Here is a 19,652-nt window from a genome sequence, read left to right as displayed (position 1 = left end):
ACATGGGAGAGGCAATCGTCGTAACTTCAGGTAAAGGCGGAGTCGGTAAAACGACGACATCAGCGAACATCGGCACGGCTTTGGCACTATTGGGAAAAAAAGTGTGCCTGGTTGATACAGATATCGGTCTTCGTAATTTGGATGTCGTGATGGGCCTGGAAAACCGGATTATATACGATTTGTGCGACGTTGCAGAAGGGCGATGCCGGCTTAATCAAGCGTTGATCAAGGACAAGCGCTTCGATGAGTTGTATATGCTTCCTGCAGCCCAGACGAAAGACAAGAATGCCGTTTCTCCGGATCAAGTGAAAGATATTGTGCTTGAATTGAAAAAGGAATTCGAATACGTCATTATTGATTGCCCGGCTGGAATCGAGCAGGGTTTCAAGAATGCCATTGCCGGTGCAGATAAAGCGATTGTAGTGACAACGCCTGAGAACGCGGCAGTCCGGGATGCGGATCGGATTATCGGACTGCTTGAGAGCTCTCACGTCGAGTCACCAAAACTTGTAGTCAACCGGATTCGTCCGAACATGGTGAAATCGGGCGATATGCTGGAGATAGAAGATGTGCTTCAGGTATTGAATATTGATCTGATCGGTATTGTGCCTGACGATGAGATGGTCATTAAAGCGGCAAACATGGGGGAGCCGACCGTTATGAACCCGGATTCCCAAGCTGCCATTGCTTATAGAAACATCGCCCGGCGTATCCTTGGCGATACGGTTCCCCTGATGCAAATTCATCAGAAAAAAGGGATGTTCACAAAATTCAAAAAGTTTTTTGGAATGGGTTAAAGCGTTTAGAAGGGACCGGTGCCGCAAGGCATCGGTTTTTTGGTTTCTTTCGCAAGGACCCTTGTTAAGGTTCAGATGTTCTGTCCACCTCTTCAACGGGGCTTGTTCTAAATATCTTTCATATCCTCATAGGATAGAGTAAAAAAACAAGCCCCAAGGGGGAAAGAACTATGGACATTAAAACTTCAGTCAAGAACCGACGGGAAGCCCGCATTCGCGAGCTGTTGGAAAGTCAGCAGTCACCTATGCTTGCCGATAAGCCGTGGCCTGCCATTCCTGAGAGAACATCTGTAAATTCCAATGTCAAAAAGACTGGCTTCGTACAGGACGATCCTGCGAAACCTTCCGATCGTTATGTGGAGAATGAACCGGACCCTGAGCGGCTTTGGAAGCAAGGGCATCGGGGCTGGTATGATACCCCGAACCCTGGAGATCCTGGAGAGCCACCGAGAAAGGCTTCGTTTGTCCCCGGACTGGTTCGCCGTATTACCGTAAGTGTATTAGTGTTTGGGTTAGTCTGGGGTGTGTTTTCGTTTCAGCAGCCATGGGCACTTCGAACCCAGGCTGTTATTATCGAAGGCTTGAGCCATGAAATGGATTTTCAGGCAGCGCAGGTATGGTATGAGGAGCACTTTGGCAGCGCGCCCTCCTTCATCCCTATTTTTGGACAAACCGATGAAAACTCTACGAAGGTTAATGCCCGAACTTCCTTGGTTCCTCCTCTTGCGGGACGCCTGGTCCAATCCTTCGCTGTCGATCTGAAAGGTATCGTTTTGGAAGCTGAAGGGGGTTCTTTAGCGGACCGAGCGGTTAAGAGTATAGAGACCGGACGTGTGCTTGAGGTAAATGAACACCCGCAGAACGGGATTACCGTTCTCATACAGCATACGGGTGAGAGAACGGCACTGTACAGCAGGCTGGCAGAAACGGGGCTCAAGGTGAATGATTGGGTTCAGGGCGGAGATATTATCGGTACGCTGGGAACTTCGGGCACAGGGAGCGCGCCCTCCCTTTATTTCGAACTCAAAGAGGGGGATCGTGATGTCGATCCGGCGGAAGTGATTCCGTTTGATTAAGTTTAAGGGAACTGTATTGTCGCTGCATCCTCTCTTTGTTATTGTCATGCTGGCGTCAGTGTTCACCGGTCGTTTTCTGGAATTGCTGACCCTTTTTATTATTGTATTTATTCATGAATTAGGACATGCCGCCGCAGCGGCAGCGATGGGGTTCAAGGTACGAGCCATTCAAATGCTGCCGTTCGGCGGCGTTGCTGTCATTGAAGATGACGGCAGGATGACGGCTATGAAGGAAATCGTGATCGCTCTGGCTGGACCGCTGCAAAATGTGATCATGATCGGGATTACCCTGACCTGCAGATGGGCCGGGTGGGGAGACGAGCAGTTGTTGTCGTATATTATTCAGGGGAATCTGGTCATCGCCCTGTTTAACCTCCTTCCGATTCTCCCGCTGGACGGTGGTAAAGTGCTGCAGGCCGTCATCAGTCTGCTCGCACCCTATCATGCAACCTTGTTATGGGCTTCCCGAGCCGGTATATTGTGCAGTCTGATGATGATCGGATATGGTCTGCAGCCTTTATTCTCGGGTGGCGGCATCCGTTTAAACGTTCTGATGATCGGCTTGTTTCTGGCATATTCCAATTTTGAAGACTACCGGAACGTGCATTACCGTTTCTTGAGATTTCTCGTGAATCGGAGCGAGATTTACGAACGAAATCTGGAGGGACTTGGTCCTGCCCAGCCAATCGTTGCAGATTCTTCGAAACCTTTGGACGATATTATGCGTCTATTTAAACGAGAGAAGTATCATTTGATCTATGTCATGAGCGGACCGGGCAGCTTGCTTGCCGTCGTGCCGGAACAGCATGTGATTTCTTCCTATTTTGCATCAAATGGTCCGCCCTGGTATGCGTAAATCGTAAACATCATGAGGAAGACGCAGGGTGGACCATCATTCTTTATCCATTTTATCACGAGAGATTGTGTTAGGATAAAAATAGAATATTGTCTTCCATTTTTTGAGGGGTGATGCCATGAGGCAAATGATAGTTCATTGTGAACATGAGACCATACAGATGGCCCTCATCGAAGATGGGAGGTTAGCCGAGTTCGCAGTTGAGCGAAGTCGTGAGGAGAGTGTAGTCGGAAGTTTTTACAAGGGCAGGGTTGTTAACGTATTGCCGGGGATGCAGGCGGCTTTTGTAGATATCGGGCTGAAAAAGAATGCATTTTTATATATTGATGATGTGCTCCATCCTCATTTAGAGAAGCAGCCGAAGCAGAAGCCATCGATCTCGCAGCTGCTGACGGTCGGACAAGAACTGACGGTACAGGTTATGAAGGAACCAAGAGGGGGCAAGGGAGCAAGAGTAACGACACATTTCTCGCTTCCCGGCAGGTGTATGGTGTATATGCCTACAGCGGATTATGTGGCCGTCTCCAAAAAAATCGGGCGTGAAGCCGAGCGTGCCCGTCTGAAGAGCATTGGTGAGCAGCTTCGCACAGATGAAGAGGGAATTATTATCCGAACCGTATCCGAGGACGAGCCCTTGGAATTTCTTAGCGGCGATCTGGAATACCTGAGAAAAGAATGGACTCGGATTCTGGAGAAGGCAGAATCATCGTCAGCTCCGGCACTGCTGCATCGGGATTTGGGTTTGCTGCAGCGCTTTATTCGGGATTCCTTCGATCCGCTTCATGACGAACTTGTGATCGATAGTATGCTGAAAGGCGAGGAAACCAAAAGCTATCTGAAAGAGACGGTTCCCGGTATGGAGCCTAAGGTTACATACCACACGGGAGGGGGGCCGATTTTTCAGGCTTATGGGTTGGACGAGCAGATGAAAGCCGGCTTCGCAAGAAAAATCACGCTTCCGGAAGGTGTGACCATCGTTGTAGACCAGACGGAAGCCATGACCATAATGGATGTAAATACAGCCAAATATATCGGTGGCGATAATTTCGAGGAAACGGTGCTTAAGACAAATCTTATGGCCGCACAGCAAATTGCAAGAACTTTGCGTTTGTGGGATATCGGGGGCATCATTATCGTTGATTTCATTGATATGGATCGCGAGGAGCATCGGCAGCAGGTGGTATCCGTCATGGAGGCCGTAATGCGCAAAGACCGCACGAAGAGTTTTGTGGTAGGGTGGACCAAGCTGGGTCTGCTGGAAATGACCCGTAAAAAAGCCAGGGAAAACTCTTCGCTCCCATTTGCCAAGCCTTGCGTTGTTTGCGGAGGCAAAGGCATTGTTGTCGAGTAATGATGTTGACGGTGAATGGGGAATATGATATTATCATTGGGTATGTGTTTAGTAATGAATTGCTGCACATGCTGTAACCGCTCCGGTTGGGTTAGCAAGGACGTTTCATTGTGGAACGGACACCTTTACTAGGCGAGTCTGAGACATAGGGAGGTGCAAGCAAATGTACGCTATTATCGAAACAGGTGGAAAACAATACAAAGTTCAAGAGGGCGACGTATTGTTCATTGAGAAGCTGACTGCAGGTGACGGAGAGAGCGTGACTTTCGACCGTGTACTGGCCGTTTCCAAAGAGGACGGTTTGGTAGCAGGTACGCCGGTTGTTTCCGGTGCGACTGTAACTGCGAAAGTGGAGAAGCACGGTAAAGGCCGCAAGGTCGTTGTATACAAATACAAGCCGAAGAAAAACTACCACAAGAAGCAAGGTCATCGTCAACCTTACACTAAAGTAACCATCGAGAAAATCCAGGCGTAAGAAGGTGCGGTAATTGATTACTGTACAAGTAATACGCGGGGAAGATGAACGCATCCATAGCTTCAAGGTAACGGGGCATGCCGGATATTCCGATCCTGGAGAAGATATTGTATGTGCTGGAGTTTCCAGCATTACAGTGGGAACGGTCAATTCGATTGAAGCGTTAACCGGAATGGTTATGGAGACCAAGATGAAGGGCGGCTTTCTTAGCGCAAATCTTCCGTCAGCGGAAGACGATGCTGTCTCTGGTCAAGTTCAATTGCTTCTCGAATCCATGGTTGTTATGTTACAGGGAATTGCCGATTCATACGGCAAATATATAAGAATACAAGAACTGACTACTTGAAGAAGGAGGTAGACAACATGTTGAAATTGGATCTTCAGTTATTCGCATCGAAAAAAGGTGTAGGTTCCACAAAGAACGGTCGTGATAGCCAATCGAAACGTCTTGGCGTGAAACGTGCAGACGGTCAGGCAGTATCTGGCGGAAGCATCTTGGTTCGCCAACGCGGAACCAAAATTCATCCAGGCACGAATGTGGGTATCGGTAAAGATGACACTTTGTTTGCGAAAGTCGATGGCGTTGTGAAATTTGAACGTTGGGGTCGTGATCGCAAGAAAGTGAGCGTCTACCCGGTTGATGTCGCTCCAGTAGCGGCTGCAGTAGAAGCTTAATTGTTTCTTATGCATACAGAAGAAGCCTTTCGGCATCGTTGCCGGGGCTTCTTTTTTTGTAAATTCTATAAGAATGATAATCCGGGGATGAACCGCCCTGAAAGACTATGATATACTGGGATTTGGTGAATGTAACCAATTGCTGTTGAAAGACGAGGAGAAGCGATGAAATCCTGGAAATGGATAGCGGCTGGGGCGGGGTTAACCTCAGTAATACCGGTAGCATGGATGGTATGGAAACCCACATGGGCGGCAGGAGCAGTATTGACGGCTTGGGCTGTGGCTGCTGCAGTCTGCGGGGCATGGCTTGTTCGTAAATCAGAGGAACGCAGACAGCAGGCCATCATTCAGAATGTAGAGCAAACGGCGATTCAGATGCTGAATCACCATCGTCATGATTGGATGAATGAGCTTCAAATTTTGTACGGCTACATTCAACTGGGGAAGCATGATAAATCAGTGCGTTCTGTGGAAAGAATAAAGGAACGGATGGCTACAGAGAGTCGAATCTCTAAGCTGGGCATTCCTTCACTGGTTTTTTACTTACATTCATACCGTACGTACAGCAACAATCTGCAATTGGAGGTTGAAGTTGTGGACCAGGTGCAACTGGAAGACAAAGTATCGCCACAAACGGCAGAGTCTTTTACCCACGCGATCATTCAAACGGTGAGAGCCTTCCAAATTAAGCGGCAAAGCGTCATGGGGAGAATCCCGGCAGTTAACATTAACATTTATGCAGCAGGAGCAAGAGCTGATTGTGTGGGCTCAGGGAGAGGGATTCTTCGGAGAACCGGACAGCTTGAAGCTTCAGATTGAACAATCCGTAAAAGGCGAAGGCATTCGGGTGGAACAGATGGAGCCGGGGGAAACCTCGTATCGCTTGTATCTGCCGTTTGTGACTTGAGGAAGGTGATTTCATGTTTGTAGATAAGGCAAAAGTATATGTAAAAGGTGGAGACGGCGGCGATGGGCTCATCGCATTCCGTCGTGAGAAATACGTTCCTGAAGGCGGACCTGCCGGCGGCGACGGCGGCAAGGGCGGCGACGTGATTTTCCGGGTGGATGAAGGACTTCGCACGCTGATGGATTTCCGTTACCAGAAGCATTTCAAGGCCAAGCGCGGAGAAAAGGGTCGGAATAAAAGTCAGCATGGTGCCAACGCGGACAGCACGATTGTTCGTATTCCGCCAGGTACCATCTTAACAGATGACGATACCGGCGAAGTGATTGGCGATCTGACCAGGCATGGTCAGCAGGTGGTTGTTGCCAGAGGAGGCCGTGGTGGCCGCGGGAACATTCGTTTTGCCACACCGAACAATCCGGCCCCTGAACTTGCAGAGAACGGTGAGGAAGGCGAAGAACGCTTTGTAACCATGGAACTTAAGGTTATGGCAGATGTAGGTCTCGTTGGATTTCCAAGCGTAGGCAAATCAACCCTGTTATCCGTTGTGTCTGCGGCACAGCCGAAGATTGGCGCTTACCATTTTACGACGATAACTCCGAATTTGGGTATGGTTGACGTTGGAGACGGGCGCAATTTTGTCATGGCTGATCTGCCTGGTCTGATTGAGGGTGCACATGAAGGCGTAGGATTGGGGCATGAATTCCTCCGTCATGTGGAGAGAACTCGTGTCATTATCCATGTTGTGGATATGGCAGGCACAGAGGGTAGAGATCCGTTTGAAGATTGGGAAAAAATCAATGATGAGATCAGACTGTACAATCCGCTCCTGATTGAGCGCCCGCAAATCGTGGCTGCCAATAAAATGGACATGCCTGAGGCAGAGGAGTATCTAGCTGCCTTTAAGGAGAAGATTAAGGAAATCCGTCCTGACATCGAGATTATGCCGATCTCCTCCCTAACGCGTCAGGGCATTCAGGAACTTCTGTATCGCACGATCGATGTGCTTGAGAGCATTCCGGATGAGCCGACGGTCGAAGAGGTAACCGAGGTTTCCGAACGTAAGGTTTATAAATTCAAAGCGCAAAACGACAATTCCTTTACGGTTACCAGGGATAATGAAATGTATGTGGTCCATAGTGAGCGAATTGAACGGATGCTGAAGCGGATGCAGATGAATTCGCATGATGCGATCCTGAAACTCGCCAGAACGATGCGTCATATGGGTATCGATGAAGAGCTTCGTAAGCGTGGTGCGACTGAAGGGACCATTGTAAGAATCGGCGATTTCGAATTCGAATTTGTTGAAGGAAGCAGCTACTATTGATCAGCACCCCATAAACATATATTCAAGGAAGCGGCCAAGTCTGTTGAACAGCAGACTTGGCCGCTTTTTCATGAATGGAATCACATCCGTCTACATCGTTATCTCCAGAGTATGCCAAACGCTGTTCATCGTATTGTTAGAGGCTCATAGCTTGTCTTTTTTTCAACTTTCCAAATTTTGCATCCATTTATCGGATAAATCGTATACAATAGTAGTACATTAGTACCTATTTCCATAGATCATCAGATGGAACGAACCGTGCAAAAAGGAGAGTAGAACTATGGCAATCATTGAAGTTGTAAAATACGAAGGACCCCCCGATGTGTTTGCTTGGCGTTATCCGAACCAGGAGTTAGGCACGTGGACCCAGCTTATCGTTCATGAGACGCAGGAGGCTATTCTGTATAAGGGCGGTCAGGCATTGGACTCCTTTTCTGCTGGACGACATACGCTGAGTACAGCGAATATACCGATACTATCTAATATTATCAACCTTCCATTCGGCGGAAAGTCTCCGTTTACGGCGGAAGTCTGGTTTGTTAATAAACTTCGCTCACTGGATGTGAAATGGGGGACCAGTTCGCCAATCCAGCTGCAGGATCCGAAGTATAACATTATTGTATCGCTTCGAGCTTTTGGCCAATTCGGTGTTCAGATCAGCGATCCGCGAAAGTTTCTGGCAACGATGGTTGGCACCCTTCCAACCTTTGATCAGAGCACACTTGTCAAATACTATCGTGGCGTACTGATGTCCAATATTACAGAGATCATATCCTCATATATTGTTCATAAAAAAATTAGCGTCGTAGAAATCAATGCTTACATAGCGGAAATATCGAAGCACATCATGGAAGCAATTGCTGTTTCATTTGAAGAAATGGGAATCACCCTGCTTAATTTCTATGTGGATTCCATCAATATCCCCGAGAATGACCCCGCTGCGATTCGAATCAAGGAAGCGTTGGCAAAAAAAGCGGAAATGGACATCATCGGATATACCTATCATCAGGAAAGGACTTTTAATACGCTGGAGGGTGCGGCAAAGAATCCCGGCAGCCCGGCAGCTGTTATGGGGACTGGACTGGGTATGGGGCTTGGCATGGTTGGCCCGATGTATGAGACCGTGGGCCAGATGTTTGAAAGTTCAAGAGTTCGGGAGAAAAAAGATATACAAGTGATACAGAAGGCATGTGCCAAGTGTGGAACATTGAATGGGGAAGAATCTCGATTCTGTTCGGGATGCGGTCAGTCCATTCTCACGAAGCCGGAGGAACAAACGGTAAAAACCATCCCGTGCAGTGACTGCGGTCAGCCTCTGCCTCCGAATGCCAAGTTCTGTCTTCACTGTGGAGATCCGTATCACGCTTGCCCTAAGTGCGGTCATGACCACCCGGCAGGTGCTGTAAAATGTCCGGATTGCGGTGCACCCCTCCCTATGCCTTGCAGAGAATGCGGTGAATTAGTGGATGCGGAAGCAAAATTTTGTCCTAGCTGCGGGTCAAGCCAAGTGCTTGCATGCCCAGGCTGTAATCATGAGATTAAACCGGGACAAAAGTTCTGCATGGAGTGCGGCCATAAATTGACGTGGAATGAAAGCGAGGGAAGAGAGTGAGTACAAGAACCACGAGTCGAAACCAGTTATGGCTGGCTGCCGTTGTGCTTCCGATTGTAACCATCCTCCTGTTCGGATTTACCGGTGGGATGGTTCAGTTGAATTCCTGGATATCGGGTATAGCCCTTGGATGCGCCGAAGCGGCCATTTTCATATTTATTGGATTCCTTATCCATCGACGTAAGGCGGCTTCCGCAGCAGTTCCGTTTTTTATTGCTTCAGGAGCTATTATTGGCATTTATGCCGTCTCCGTTTTGTTGGAGGTTATTTTGCTGGGATATTTATTTAAGCTGCCTGTATCTTCGTACATGATGATTCATCTCATCACTTTATTGGTGTTCTTTGTTGTTCTGGGGCTGGTAGCCCTGGTTGGGAAATATGCAGGTACTCATGAACAGAGGGAAACCGATCATCTCACGGGGAAGCGAGAGATTGTGGATTGGATTGGCTCTATTCGCAGGAAGCTTAGCCAGATGCCAGTTGAGAATATTCAAGCATTAGACCGCCAGGTAGCCGAGCTCGAGGAAACGCTTCGCTACAGCGATCCCATCACACACTCCTCTTTAGTTGAAGTGGAGCATCTAATCCAGCAGAAAATTGCGATGCTGGAGGATCAAGTTGCGCTGATCGGTGGATCCCAGAAGGAACAACATCATGAACTGACAGAGCAGGCCGTTCATATCATCCGGGATATTCTCAGAACAGTACAGGACCGGAACACGGCACTTCTGAAAGCAAAAGCGGGATCAACATAAAGCAGATGACTGAGGGGAGTGCGTATGGGGGGTTCATTGAAGCAGAAGCTTTTTAAATCCAGACTCACGAAAATAGATTATTTCATTATCGTGCTGGCGGCTATATTTTTTCCGTTAGCTATTGTGCTCGCGGCCATTCGGGTGCTCGTCACCCAGCGTCATAACAGCTGTAAAGGAAGGAACAACAGACTCTTTGGGTGGGTGCTGGTTCTCACATTTGGAGTCATGGAATTCCTTATAATGATAGGCACGATGGATGATAACGATGTTGACGGGCTCATCTCTTCCACGATCGTGCTTGGCATTGTCATACTAATTCCAGCCATTATCATGTTTGTGATCGCTAACCGAGAAGATAAGAAATTCAGCAGCCTCCTGCAAGTTTATTCGAATGCCATCATACGGAAAAGGCTGGTTCATATTGGGCAGATCGCTCAGGACGCCAGGGTGACGCCAGCACATGCTGCCCGGGATATAACGTTTATGTTTGAAGAGCGTATGCTTCCCTATGGGAAGATTGATAATGGGATGGTGAGCATTCCTTCATTGCTCAACAAGTCCGAATCCCCTACCCAGGGGGAGTTTGTTTCACGCAGCGGGCAGAGAGTGCAGTATACACTGGGCAATGATGCAGCGGAATCTGTAAATTCCGAACGAACCGTAACTCAGGTGGGTAGCGTACCAAAGTCGGTGGAATGTCCTGGCTGCGGGGCAAGGACGGTCGTGACGCAGCTTGAGAAAAAAGAATGCGAGTATTGCGGTACGATGATTGTTGCTTAAGGAGTTAATCTAATAAGAATAATAGCCACATGATAGTCAAGGAGAACAAGGAATGAATAATCAAACAAGTGTTTACCGACCTACATTCACTAAAGTTGATTTTTTTATAATATTTGGGACCGCTGTGTTTCCACCAGTGTTTTTAGCTGTGGGTTTACTTCAAGTGGTTGCTTCTCATCGATTTTCATATCGGAAGGGTTCTAATTACAGTCTTTTATCCACTCTATTAGTCATGACTTTTTTATGGATATTCATCTACGCTTATTTTGTGTCGTTCGCTGGATTGGAATCATCCATAAGGACAAAGGAAACCCAATCCCTTATGCTAATAGTCGCCATGTTTTGTCTGCCTCTTATTGTTACTTTTCAAGTGATGAGTATGCGAGCTAACACGTATTTTAAGGGACTTGAAACAAGCTACAAAGAATTGCTCCTAAATCAGGATCACGATGAAATTGCGGAGATTGCGAGGCAGGTTAATCGTAAACCTGAGCAAGCGACTGAGGACATCATGTTTTTAATGCAAGAGAACACACTTCCTTCGGGGACTATTGAGGATGGGATTATCTACTGGGATGGAGAAAACGACGAGGAAGAGGAAGAGGAAGAGGAAGAGGAAGAACAAGAACAAGAAGATGATGAAAGTAACAATGATGAAGATAAGTTAGAAGTTGAGACAGATTCCTCTCAAAAGGCAGAGCAAGAGGCTGCTGCAGAAAGTTCATTAATTCGAAGCATTCCTAGCAAACTGCCTAAGTCAACACAATGTGTGGGGTGTGGTTCAAAAGTGATTTTGCAATCAGAGGAGTCTAAAGAGTGTGAGTATTGTGGCAGTTGGTTGAATTACATGTAATCCACGGAAGGAGGTTTAGTATTGGCTATACAAACAAAGGATCAAAAACATGACAAGTATGAGCCACGACCAGAGGCATTGGATCATGTTTTGATAACTGGCAGTTTGCTTTTGCCTTATATATTGATTCCGCTAACCATCTGGAGGGCTGTCTCTAATCAACATCTCAATTATCGAAAAGGATTCACCTATAAATTAATTTCATTTCAATTACTGTTCAGTTTTGTTTCGTATCTTATTTATGGTTTTTTCTTTAACTCTATTTTTGCTTATATTGTAGGAGTATTTTTGATTAATTTTGTTTTGCTGGTTGTAGTTGCCGGGTTTCAGCTAAACCGAAATGAGCGGTACTCTAATATGGTTGAGCAATACAAACAGGTTATATTTATTCATAAAATTAATCATATAGAAGAGATTGCAGAACAGATGAGGCAGAAGCCAATCAGTGTAGAGAAGGATTTAGAATATTTAATGGATAAAGGCCATTTTCCACGAGGTGCTATTGTGGATGGAGAGTTGATTTTTAAACGGAATGATGAGGTTGAGAATTTCTTGGATAAACAGGGCCAGTTCACTTCGATTATGGATTCAGTGAGTCCCCAACGGAGTATTCGCACCACAAACACACTTGTTGACATGCAAGCAAATCCTCCGCAGCCTAAAACCGTGGAATGTTCTGGCTGTGGATCCAAAGTCATACTTAACAAGATGGATACCAAGGAATGCGATTACTGCGGAATCGTACTTCATTAAGGATGCTACCTCAAACACTTTGGAGGAGTGAGGATTGAAAGTGAGTGAAACTCAACAGTACGAACCCCAACCAACCGGTTGGGATGCTTTAATCTTATTAGGGAGTTTTATATTGTTTCCGGTCATTTTATTGCCGGTACTATGGAAATTTATCAGCTCAACTCATCTTAACTATAGGAAGGGTTATAGCTACTATCAATTAACCAATTGTCTTATCGGTGGTTACATCTTTATTGTAATGTATTACTTTTTTGTTCCATACAGTGAGTTCGAGCCTTCACAACGGGCTAATAAAGCTATGGGATTGGCTTTAGCGGTAGGTATTATTGGTATATTAATCGTTGCTGTCCTATATGGACTAAGATTAAGAGCAAACAAGAGATTTTATACACTCGCGAAAGAGTATGAATCTTTGGTATCAAACGGCCTCCACAGTATTGAAGACATTGCATTGCATGTTCATCAACCTCTATCCGCAGTACTGAAAGATTTGCAGTATTTACTCAATCACAAACTCTTTCCTAACGGCATTATAAAAGAGGGGAGGGTGCGGTTGAACGCCTATAACCAGCATTCGGATAAACCCGGCATGGAAAGTACTCATAATCTGGTCCATAATACAGATGAAACACCACTTGAAACAACGGTCCCACCGGGTCCAAAAAGTCATGAGTGCATCGGCTGCGGAAATAAAGTTATGTTAAATCCACTGGAATCTCTTCCATGTGAATATTGTGGTTTGCCCCTGACCTATACATAGCTGGTAGAGAAATCGGCAGTCTTCGAGTATCGGAGGCTGCTTTTTCTTACGCTACATTTACAATTTTGACGTTAATTACGATGAGTTCCAATAGGAATTGCGATATAGTATAGGCTATAGAGTTGACATAATAATATCGTAATCTCTAAAAAATGGACACTTATGTATTGCCCTTACTTGGTATATCCAGTATAATGTCCACTATACGAATACAGTAGTCTTTGAGGAGAGGACGTTTGTGAAGGAACGCTACTATCTGGTCCGGGAAGACATCCTTCCCGAAGCTGTAGTTAAAACAATGCAAGTGAAAAAATTGCTGGCGTCGGGAGACGTTAGGACGGTTCATGAAGCCGTTGAGCAGGTTGGGCTTAGCCGGAGTGCTTTTTATAAGTACAAAGATGGCATTCATCCAATCAATCAACTGGAACGTGATGAAATCGTAACGATTTCTATCGATATGGAACATCGCTCCGGGATGCTGTCCGAGGTACTTGGGCTGGTTGCGGGTGAAGGCGGGAATGTGCTTACCATTCATCAGAGCATTCCGCTGCAAGGGATCGCAAATGTTGTGATTTCCGTTGAGGTTTCCCGGCTTAAGGAGGAGCTGGATGATCTGCTCGACGGTTTGAGGCGAATAGCCGGGGTAAGAAGGGTCCAGATGATTGGGCAAGGGTAAGATATGACAAATAAATAGATATCTATGTGATGGGATACAGGAGGTAGTGTATTAATGAAACCGGTCAGAGTAGGGCTTTTGGGATTAGGAACCGTAGGGACAGGGGTAGTCCGCATCGTAGAGGGGCATCAGGAGGATTTGAGCAGTCAGGTCGGTTCGCCGATTACGATAGAGCGTATTGCAGTAAAACATCTGGAGAAATACCGCAGCGTCAGCGTGGATCAGACTAAGCTAACCGAAGATCCATGGGAAGTCATCCGCGATCCCGAGATCGATGTCATTGTGGAAGTGATGGGCGGAATCGAGCAGACGAAGTCTTATATCCTCGAAGCGCTTGATCGGGGTAAACATATCGTAACAGCTAACAAGGATCTGATGGCCTTGCACGGTGCCGAAATTTTGGCAAAAGCTCAAGAGAAGCAGTGTGATGTGTTCTACGAAGCCAGTGTAGCTGGCGGCATTCCGATTATCCGGACGCTGATTGAAGGATTCTCATCCGACCGTATCATGAAAATTATGGGGATTGTGAACGGCACAACCAACTTTATTCTGACCAAAATGAGCCAGGAGGGCGCCTCTTACGAGGATGTTTTGGCGGAGGCCCAGCAGCTTGGATATGCAGAGGCTGATCCGACTTCCGATGTGGAAGGCTTGGACGCGGCACGCAAGATGGCGATACTCGGTACCCTCGGCTTCCGTACGAATGTGGAGCTGCAGGATGTATCTGTCAAGGGAATCTCGCAAGTGACAAAGGACGATATTGCGTATGCCAAGCGCTTGGGTTACGAGATGAAACTTCTGGGAATTGCAGAGCGGCAGGACGATGAGTTCAGCATCAGCGTTCAGCCGACGATGGTTCGCAAAGGACATCCCATCGCAGCAGTGAACGGCGTATTTAACGCCGTTTACGTGTACGGAGAAGCAGTTGGCGAAACGATGTTTTATGGAGCCGGTGCCGGCGAGATGCCAACGGCAACATCCGTAGTGGCAGACCTGGTAGCCATCATTAAGAATCTGAAGCTGGGCGTTAACGGCTTGAAAGCCATCGTCCCTTATAAACTGAAGAAACTCAAAACCGATGAGCAGATCGTGTACAAAAATTTCATTCTGCTTCATGTGGATGATAAAGCGGGCGTTCTTGCCCAAATTACGCAGGTGTTTGCCCAGCATGATGTCAGCTTGGAGTCCGTTGTCCAGCAGCCGAATGAGCATAACCCGGATGCTGAAATTATCATCGTCACCCATAACGCAAGCAAAGCCAACATGGATAAGGTACTGAATCATTTCGAAGGCTTGGATGTCATCCGCCGAATTAAAAGTGTTTATCGTGTTGAAGGATAAGCGATTCAAAGCATGAACCCTATATAATTTTTTCACAAGAAAAGGAGAACAAGAGAGATGCCGTATGAAGGATTGCTTCAAACCTACAGAGAATATTTGCCGGTGAATGAGCGTACTCCGCTTCTTACACTCAAGGAAGGGAATACGCCACTGATCAAAGCCGTTAACTTATCGGAAGAGCTCGGGATTGATTTGCATTTCAAATTTGAAGGACTTAATCCTACGGGATCTTTTAAAGACCGTGGAATGGTGATGGCCGTAGCAAAAGCGATGGAAGAGGGAAGCCGTACAATTATGTGCGCTTCTACCGGTAATACTTCCGCAGCAGCGGCTGCTTATGCTGCCCGCGGAGGGTTGAATTGCATCGTCATTATTCCTAACAATAATATTGCTTTGGGTAAGCTTGCTCAGGCGATGATTTACGGAGCGAAGGTCATTGCCATTGATGGCAACTTTGACCGTGCGCTGGAAATCGTTCGCGAGATTACTGCGAAGCATCCGATCACGCTTGTGAACTCGGTGAATCCGTATCGTATCGAAGGCCAGAAGACTGCGGCATTCGAGGTCGTAGACCAACTGGGCAAAGCGCCGGATGTACTGGCGATTCCAGTCGGCAATGCGGGGAACATCTCCGCATACTGGAAAGGATTTAAAGAGTATCACACCGCAGGCAAATCGTCCTCACTTCCAAAAATGCTTGGGTTTGAAGCGGAAGGCGCGATGGCTATCGTCAAAGGGGAGCCTATCGCGAATCCGGAGACAGTGGCCACTGCCATCCGCATCGGGAATCCAGCCAGCTGGAAAACGGCGGTTGCTGCTGCAGAGGAGTCCGGCGGACAGATTAACTATGTTACGGACGAGGAGATTTTGGAAGCTTATCGTAAAATCGCATCGCGGGAAGGGATTTTTGCCGAGCCTGGATCTGCTGCTTCCATTGCAGGTGTCTATAAAATGAAGCGTGAAGGATATTTTAAAGGCGGGGAGTCCGTTGTCTGTGTTCTGACAGGACATGGTCTGAAGGATCCCAACATCGCGATCTCCACAGTGAAATCCGAACCGCTCGTTGTGTCGGATACAGAATCTGCCGTAATGGATGCTATTGCTCAGCTTGAAGGAGCTGCGCAGGTATGAGTTTGTCCCAAGGAGTCCGGGTGAAGGTTCCGGCCAGTACGGCGAATTTGGGACCCGGATTCGATACACTCGGCATGGCATTGTCTCTTTATTCATGGATCGAGATCAAAGCGTCGGAGCAGACCGGATTCCATCTTCATGGTGATCAGATGGGCGGTCTGCCGACAGATAAGAGCAACCTGATTTATAAGGTGGCTCAGATGGTTTTTGAGGAAGCGGGACAATCTGTCCCGGAACTCGAAATTTCCATGTACTCTGAAATACCGCTCACCCGGGGTCTTGGCAGCAGCGCTTCAGCCATTGTAGGTGCATTAGCAGCTGCCAACGCTCTGATCGGCTCACCATTGCCGGATTCCAAGCTTTTTGATATGGCGACGAATCTTGAGAAGCATCCAGATAATGTGGGGGCTTCTTTATTTGGAGGAATTATTACGGCGGTATGGGATGGAGCTCATGCGGATTATATGCGCATTGAACCTCCGGCGGACCTCGGAACGCTCGTAGTCATTCCCGATTTTGAGTTGGCGACATCCAAGGCAAGGGAAGCATTGCCTGCCCAGGTCAGTTTAGCCGACGCTGTATATAATATTAGTCGGTCCTCCTTAATGACAGCAGCTCTTTGCGCAGGCAGACTGGATTTGATTCGTGCTGCAATGCAAGACCGTATCCACCAGCCCTACCGGGCACCGCTCGTACCGGGGATGTCCAGGATTTTGACGGAAGCACCTGACCAGGGAGCACTCGGTATCGCGCTTAGCGGGGCGGGTCCGACTATGATTGCTTTCGTGGACCGCAAAGATCCGCGAGTAGAAGGACAACTGAGCACGTATCTGATGGAGACGATGAAGTCGGAAGGGATTTCGGCTGCTTGTTACCAGCTGAATCCAGTTGCCGAAGGTGTTCTGCTGATGGATGATATAAACAACAAATCCTTTTTGGATATGATTAGAGGGGAAGTTACTTCATGAAAAAAATAGCCTTGTTGCCCTCAGGATCGGTATCTCATGAAGCGATACGCTATCTCCTTAATGGTGAGCCGGTGGAGTTTGTGCACTATAAACTGATCTCTGATGTATTTATGTCTACAGTAGAAGGCAAGAGCGATTATAGCGTTATCCCGATTGAGAACACCATTGAAGGATCGGTAAGCCTTCACATGGATTGGCTGGTGAATGAGGTGGACCTGCCGATGCAGGTGGAGTGGGTATATCCTTCCATCCAAAATTTAATCGGAAATGCTTCGGAATTCCTTACGAGTGACGGAACAATGGATTACAGTCAAATCAAAAAGATCTGGTCCCATCAAGTTGCGACTGCGCAGTGCCGTCAGTTTCTTGCAAAAGCAGCACCTCAAGCGGAGCTGGAGCAGGTAGGCAGCACCTCGGAAGGGGTTAAAATCGTAAAGGATAATCCAGGCCAGGGGTGGGCCGCGATCGGAACATCACTGGGTGCGGCAACACACGGATTAAACGTGCTTGCCGAGCGTATTACCGATCATGATAACAATTACACCCGATTCGTATTGATCGGTCGTGATCCGATTTCAATTAACCGTTCGCCGGAGCATATCAAAACCAGTATCCTGGTTACGCTGCCGGAAGACGTTCCGGGTGCGCTGCATCAGGTGCTTTCTGCTTTTGCATGGCGGCGTTTGAATTTGTCCCGCATCGAGTCCCGCCCTACGAAGAAAAAGCTTGGTAATTACTATTTTTATATCGATGTCATGGCTTCTACCGATTCCGTTCTGTTGGTCGCAGCAATGGGAGAGATTGAAGCGCTTGGATGTTTGGTTCGCGTGCTGGGGTCTTATCCGGGCTATGCGTACGAGCGTGAGAAGATGGAGGTTAAGTAAATGTCAGAGCAATGGATCTATTTAGATGGAGAATTGGTCACAAAAGAGAACGCTAAAGTATCCGTTTTTGATCATGGATTCCTGTACGGAGACGGTATATTCGAAGGTATTCGGATATATAACGGCAACATCTTTAAGTGCAAGGAACACTTGGACCGGCTGTACGATTCCGCCAAGTCCATCGATTTAGTTATTCCACTGGCATACGATGAACTGCTGGAGGCTATGGCAGAAACCATTCGACGCAACGATATGCGTAATGGCTATATTCGTCTCGTGGTATCTCGTGGTGCTGGCAATCTGGGCCTGGATCCGCGGCGCTGTCCTAAACCAACCGTGTTAATTATTGTAGAGCAGCTCGCCATTTACTCGGAGGAAGCTTATCTGAACGGTTTGAAGGCCGTTTCTGTGGCTCAGCGCCGCAACATTCCAGATGCGCTTAATCCCAAGATCAAGTCCTTGAACTATCTAAACAACATTCTTGTGAAGATTCAATCGAACTTTGCGGGTGCGGATGAAGCGATCATGATGAATGCGCAAGGATATGTGACCGAAGGTTCCGGGGATAATATTTTCATCGTCAAAAATGGAGTGGTCACAACACCGCCCTGCTATCTGGGAGCACTTGAAGGCATTACGCGTCAGGCAATTATCGATTTATGCGATCAACTGGGCATTAAATTGAAGGAAGAGCCTTTTAGCATGCACGACGTATACATTGCAGACGAGGTATTCTTTACAGGAACCGCTGCCGAGGTTATTGCCGCTCGCGAAATTGACGGTCGGATTATCGGCAAAGGGCAGGCTGGCCCGGTTACTCTGAAGCTGCTCGAAGAATTCCGCAAAATTGTAGATCAAGACGGTTATAAAGTATGGGAATCTTAATTTTATAGGACAGCTCGTTATGTGTCTTCAACAATCCTTTCATGTCGATGGAAGGATTTTTTTTGTCTTGAGGGATGTCAATCGCCTATTCCGTGCATAGGATGTAGTAACGAAAGCGGGCGAATTACATGACGCCTAGAAGAGTGTAGGAGGTTTTAGCGGCGTGAAGATACACATCGTCAAGGAAGGCGACACCCTATATGAGCTGTCCAAAAAATATGACGTCCCATTAGCGAAAATCATCGATGCCAATCCACAGCTCGTGGATCCGAATAAGCTCGAGGTCGGTACCAAGATCAAAGTACCAACAGAGCCTGTTCCGGTACCTGGCGGCAGCCAGCCAATCATCCATAAGCATACGGTAAAGCAAGGAGATTCTCTCTGGAAGCTGTCCAAGGCATGGGGAGTTACCTTGAAGGAAATCATTGATGCCAATCCGCAGCTTAAAAATCCGAATGCCCTTTTGGTGGGAGAAGTCGTCAATATCCCGTCATCAGGGGTATACACGGAGACAGGAGCAGAAGAGGGGACTTCGATGAGCTCTGGATCGACCCCTGGCAAGAAGAAACCAGGCAGCAAGGAATACACGGGTGTGAAGGAAGAAATAACGGCGCCGATCGAGCAGCCGCCGGTACCTGAAGTGAAGGAACCGGAACCGCCGGTTCTGCCAAAACTGCCGGAGATTTCACCTTTTCCAGAGGAACCTAAGAAAATCGAACCGGAAATTAAGAAACCCGAAATGATGCCGGAAGTCAAAAAGCCGATCATTATGCCGGAGATCAAGAAACCAGAA

22 protein-coding genes (1 of these 22 only partly in view) are annotated in these 19,652 nt (G+C 47.4%); all 22 read left to right on the top strand.

Annotated features, from left to right (window positions below):
* Nucleotides 1-2: 2 nt before the first annotated feature.
* The gene (minD, locus tag B9D94_RS21835; protein WP_006208806.1) at nucleotides 3-797 is read left to right on the top strand and encodes a septum site-determining protein MinD; all 795 of its coding nucleotides are present in this window, start codon (nucleotides 3-5) and stop codon (nucleotides 795-797) included.
* A gap of 170 nt (nucleotides 798-967) precedes the next feature.
* Complete coding sequence (locus B9D94_RS21830; protein ID WP_036641403.1) at nucleotides 968-1,873, top strand: M23 family metallopeptidase; 906 nt, start codon at nucleotides 968-970, stop codon at nucleotides 1,871-1,873.
* Nucleotides 1,866-2,729 (top strand): M50 family metallopeptidase, encoded by an 864-nt coding sequence (locus tag B9D94_RS21825; protein ID WP_036641404.1) that lies wholly within the window; start codon nucleotides 1,866-1,868, stop codon nucleotides 2,727-2,729. Before B9D94_RS21830 ends, B9D94_RS21825 begins: the two co-directional genes overlap by 8 nt.
* Nucleotides 2,730-2,847: 118 nt before the next feature.
* Nucleotides 2,848-4,080 carry an Rne/Rng family ribonuclease gene (locus tag B9D94_RS21820; protein WP_148247968.1) on the top strand — a complete coding sequence of 411 codons (1,233 nt, stop codon included), beginning with the start codon at nucleotides 2,848-2,850 and terminating at the stop codon, nucleotides 4,078-4,080.
* A gap of 163 nt (nucleotides 4,081-4,243) precedes the next feature.
* Nucleotides 4,244-4,555 (top strand): 50S ribosomal protein L21, encoded by a 312-nt coding sequence (gene rplU, locus B9D94_RS21815; protein WP_006208810.1) that lies wholly within the window; start codon nucleotides 4,244-4,246, stop codon nucleotides 4,553-4,555.
* 13 nt (nucleotides 4,556-4,568) lie between these two features.
* On the top strand, nucleotides 4,569-4,901 hold the full coding sequence (locus B9D94_RS21810; protein ID WP_148247967.1) for a ribosomal-processing cysteine protease Prp: 333 nt from the start codon (nucleotides 4,569-4,571) through the stop codon (nucleotides 4,899-4,901).
* Nucleotides 4,902-4,918: 17 nt separating this feature from the next.
* A complete protein-coding gene (gene rpmA / locus B9D94_RS21805; RefSeq protein ID WP_006208812.1) occupies nucleotides 4,919-5,230 on the top strand; it encodes a 50S ribosomal protein L27 in 312 nt (103 codons plus the stop codon).
* 165 nt (nucleotides 5,231-5,395) lie between these two features.
* The gene (locus B9D94_RS21800) at nucleotides 5,396-6,049 is read left to right on the top strand and encodes a Spo0B domain-containing protein (RefSeq protein WP_148247966.1); all 654 of its coding nucleotides are present in this window, start codon (nucleotides 5,396-5,398) and stop codon (nucleotides 6,047-6,049) included.
* A gap of 101 nt (nucleotides 6,050-6,150) precedes the next feature.
* Nucleotides 6,151-7,461, top strand: coding sequence for a GTPase ObgE (gene obgE, locus B9D94_RS21795; RefSeq protein WP_006208815.1), 1,311 nt, complete (start codon nucleotides 6,151-6,153; stop codon nucleotides 7,459-7,461).
* Nucleotides 7,462-7,741: 280 nt separating this feature from the next.
* A complete protein-coding gene (locus B9D94_RS21790; RefSeq protein WP_148247965.1) occupies nucleotides 7,742-9,073 on the top strand; it encodes an SPFH domain-containing protein in 1,332 nt (443 codons plus the stop codon).
* Entirely contained in the window at nucleotides 9,070-9,828 is a 759-nt protein-coding gene (locus tag B9D94_RS21785; RefSeq protein WP_006208817.1) for an ABC transporter permease, read from the top strand. The genes B9D94_RS21790 and B9D94_RS21785 overlap by 4 nt, the downstream gene beginning before the upstream one ends.
* 24 nt (nucleotides 9,829-9,852) lie before the next feature.
* Nucleotides 9,853-10,608 carry an NnrS family protein gene (locus tag B9D94_RS21780; RefSeq protein WP_148247964.1) on the top strand — a complete coding sequence of 252 codons (756 nt, stop codon included), beginning with the start codon at nucleotides 9,853-9,855 and terminating at the stop codon, nucleotides 10,606-10,608.
* A 52-nt stretch (nucleotides 10,609-10,660) separates the two neighbouring features.
* Nucleotides 10,661-11,461, top strand: a complete 801-nt coding sequence (locus B9D94_RS21775) for a hypothetical protein (protein WP_148247963.1) — start codon at nucleotides 10,661-10,663, stop codon at nucleotides 11,459-11,461.
* Between the two features lie 21 nt (nucleotides 11,462-11,482).
* Nucleotides 11,483-12,214 (top strand): hypothetical protein, encoded by a 732-nt coding sequence (locus tag B9D94_RS21770; RefSeq protein WP_036641412.1) that lies wholly within the window; start codon nucleotides 11,483-11,485, stop codon nucleotides 12,212-12,214.
* Between the two features lie 34 nt (nucleotides 12,215-12,248).
* Nucleotides 12,249-12,974 (top strand): hypothetical protein, encoded by a 726-nt coding sequence (locus B9D94_RS21765; protein ID WP_036641414.1) that lies wholly within the window; start codon nucleotides 12,249-12,251, stop codon nucleotides 12,972-12,974.
* A 238-nt stretch (nucleotides 12,975-13,212) separates the two neighbouring features.
* Nucleotides 13,213-13,650 carry an ACT domain-containing protein gene (locus B9D94_RS21760; protein WP_148247962.1) on the top strand — a complete coding sequence of 146 codons (438 nt, stop codon included), beginning with the start codon at nucleotides 13,213-13,215 and terminating at the stop codon, nucleotides 13,648-13,650.
* Between the two features lie 54 nt (nucleotides 13,651-13,704).
* The gene (locus B9D94_RS21755) at nucleotides 13,705-14,991 is read left to right on the top strand and encodes a homoserine dehydrogenase (protein WP_006208824.1); all 1,287 of its coding nucleotides are present in this window, start codon (nucleotides 13,705-13,707) and stop codon (nucleotides 14,989-14,991) included.
* Nucleotides 14,992-15,048: 57 nt separating this feature from the next.
* The gene (gene thrC, locus B9D94_RS21750; RefSeq protein ID WP_006208825.1) at nucleotides 15,049-16,122 is read left to right on the top strand and encodes a threonine synthase; all 1,074 of its coding nucleotides are present in this window, start codon (nucleotides 15,049-15,051) and stop codon (nucleotides 16,120-16,122) included.
* A complete protein-coding gene (gene thrB / locus B9D94_RS21745; RefSeq protein WP_036641415.1) occupies nucleotides 16,119-17,090 on the top strand; it encodes a homoserine kinase in 972 nt (323 codons plus the stop codon). Before thrC ends, thrB begins: the two co-directional genes overlap by 4 nt.
* Nucleotides 17,087-17,974 carry a prephenate dehydratase gene (gene pheA, locus B9D94_RS21740; protein ID WP_006208827.1) on the top strand — a complete coding sequence of 296 codons (888 nt, stop codon included), beginning with the start codon at nucleotides 17,087-17,089 and terminating at the stop codon, nucleotides 17,972-17,974. The genes thrB and pheA overlap by 4 nt, the downstream gene beginning before the upstream one ends.
* Nucleotides 17,975-18,859: a branched-chain-amino-acid transaminase gene (gene ilvE, locus B9D94_RS21735; RefSeq protein ID WP_063478871.1), complete on the top strand. Its 885-nt coding sequence runs from the start codon at nucleotides 17,975-17,977 to the stop codon at nucleotides 18,857-18,859. It begins immediately after the preceding gene.
* A 163-nt stretch (nucleotides 18,860-19,022) separates the two neighbouring features.
* Nucleotides 19,023-19,652, top strand: the start of a protein-coding gene (locus B9D94_RS21730) for a LysM peptidoglycan-binding domain-containing protein (protein ID WP_148247961.1). The gene runs 1,065 nt beyond the window's last position; the window shows 630 of its 1,695 coding nt (coding positions 1-630); the start codon lies at nucleotides 19,023-19,025; its stop codon lies beyond the right edge, outside the window.

It is taken from the genome of Paenibacillus sp. Cedars (assembly GCF_003184205.1).
Lineage (GTDB): Bacteria > Bacillota > Bacilli > Paenibacillales > Paenibacillaceae > Paenibacillus_AQ > Paenibacillus_AQ glucanolyticus.
The sequence above is the reverse complement of the archived record's forward strand: the minus strand, read 5'-3'. Positions and strand labels throughout refer to the sequence as shown.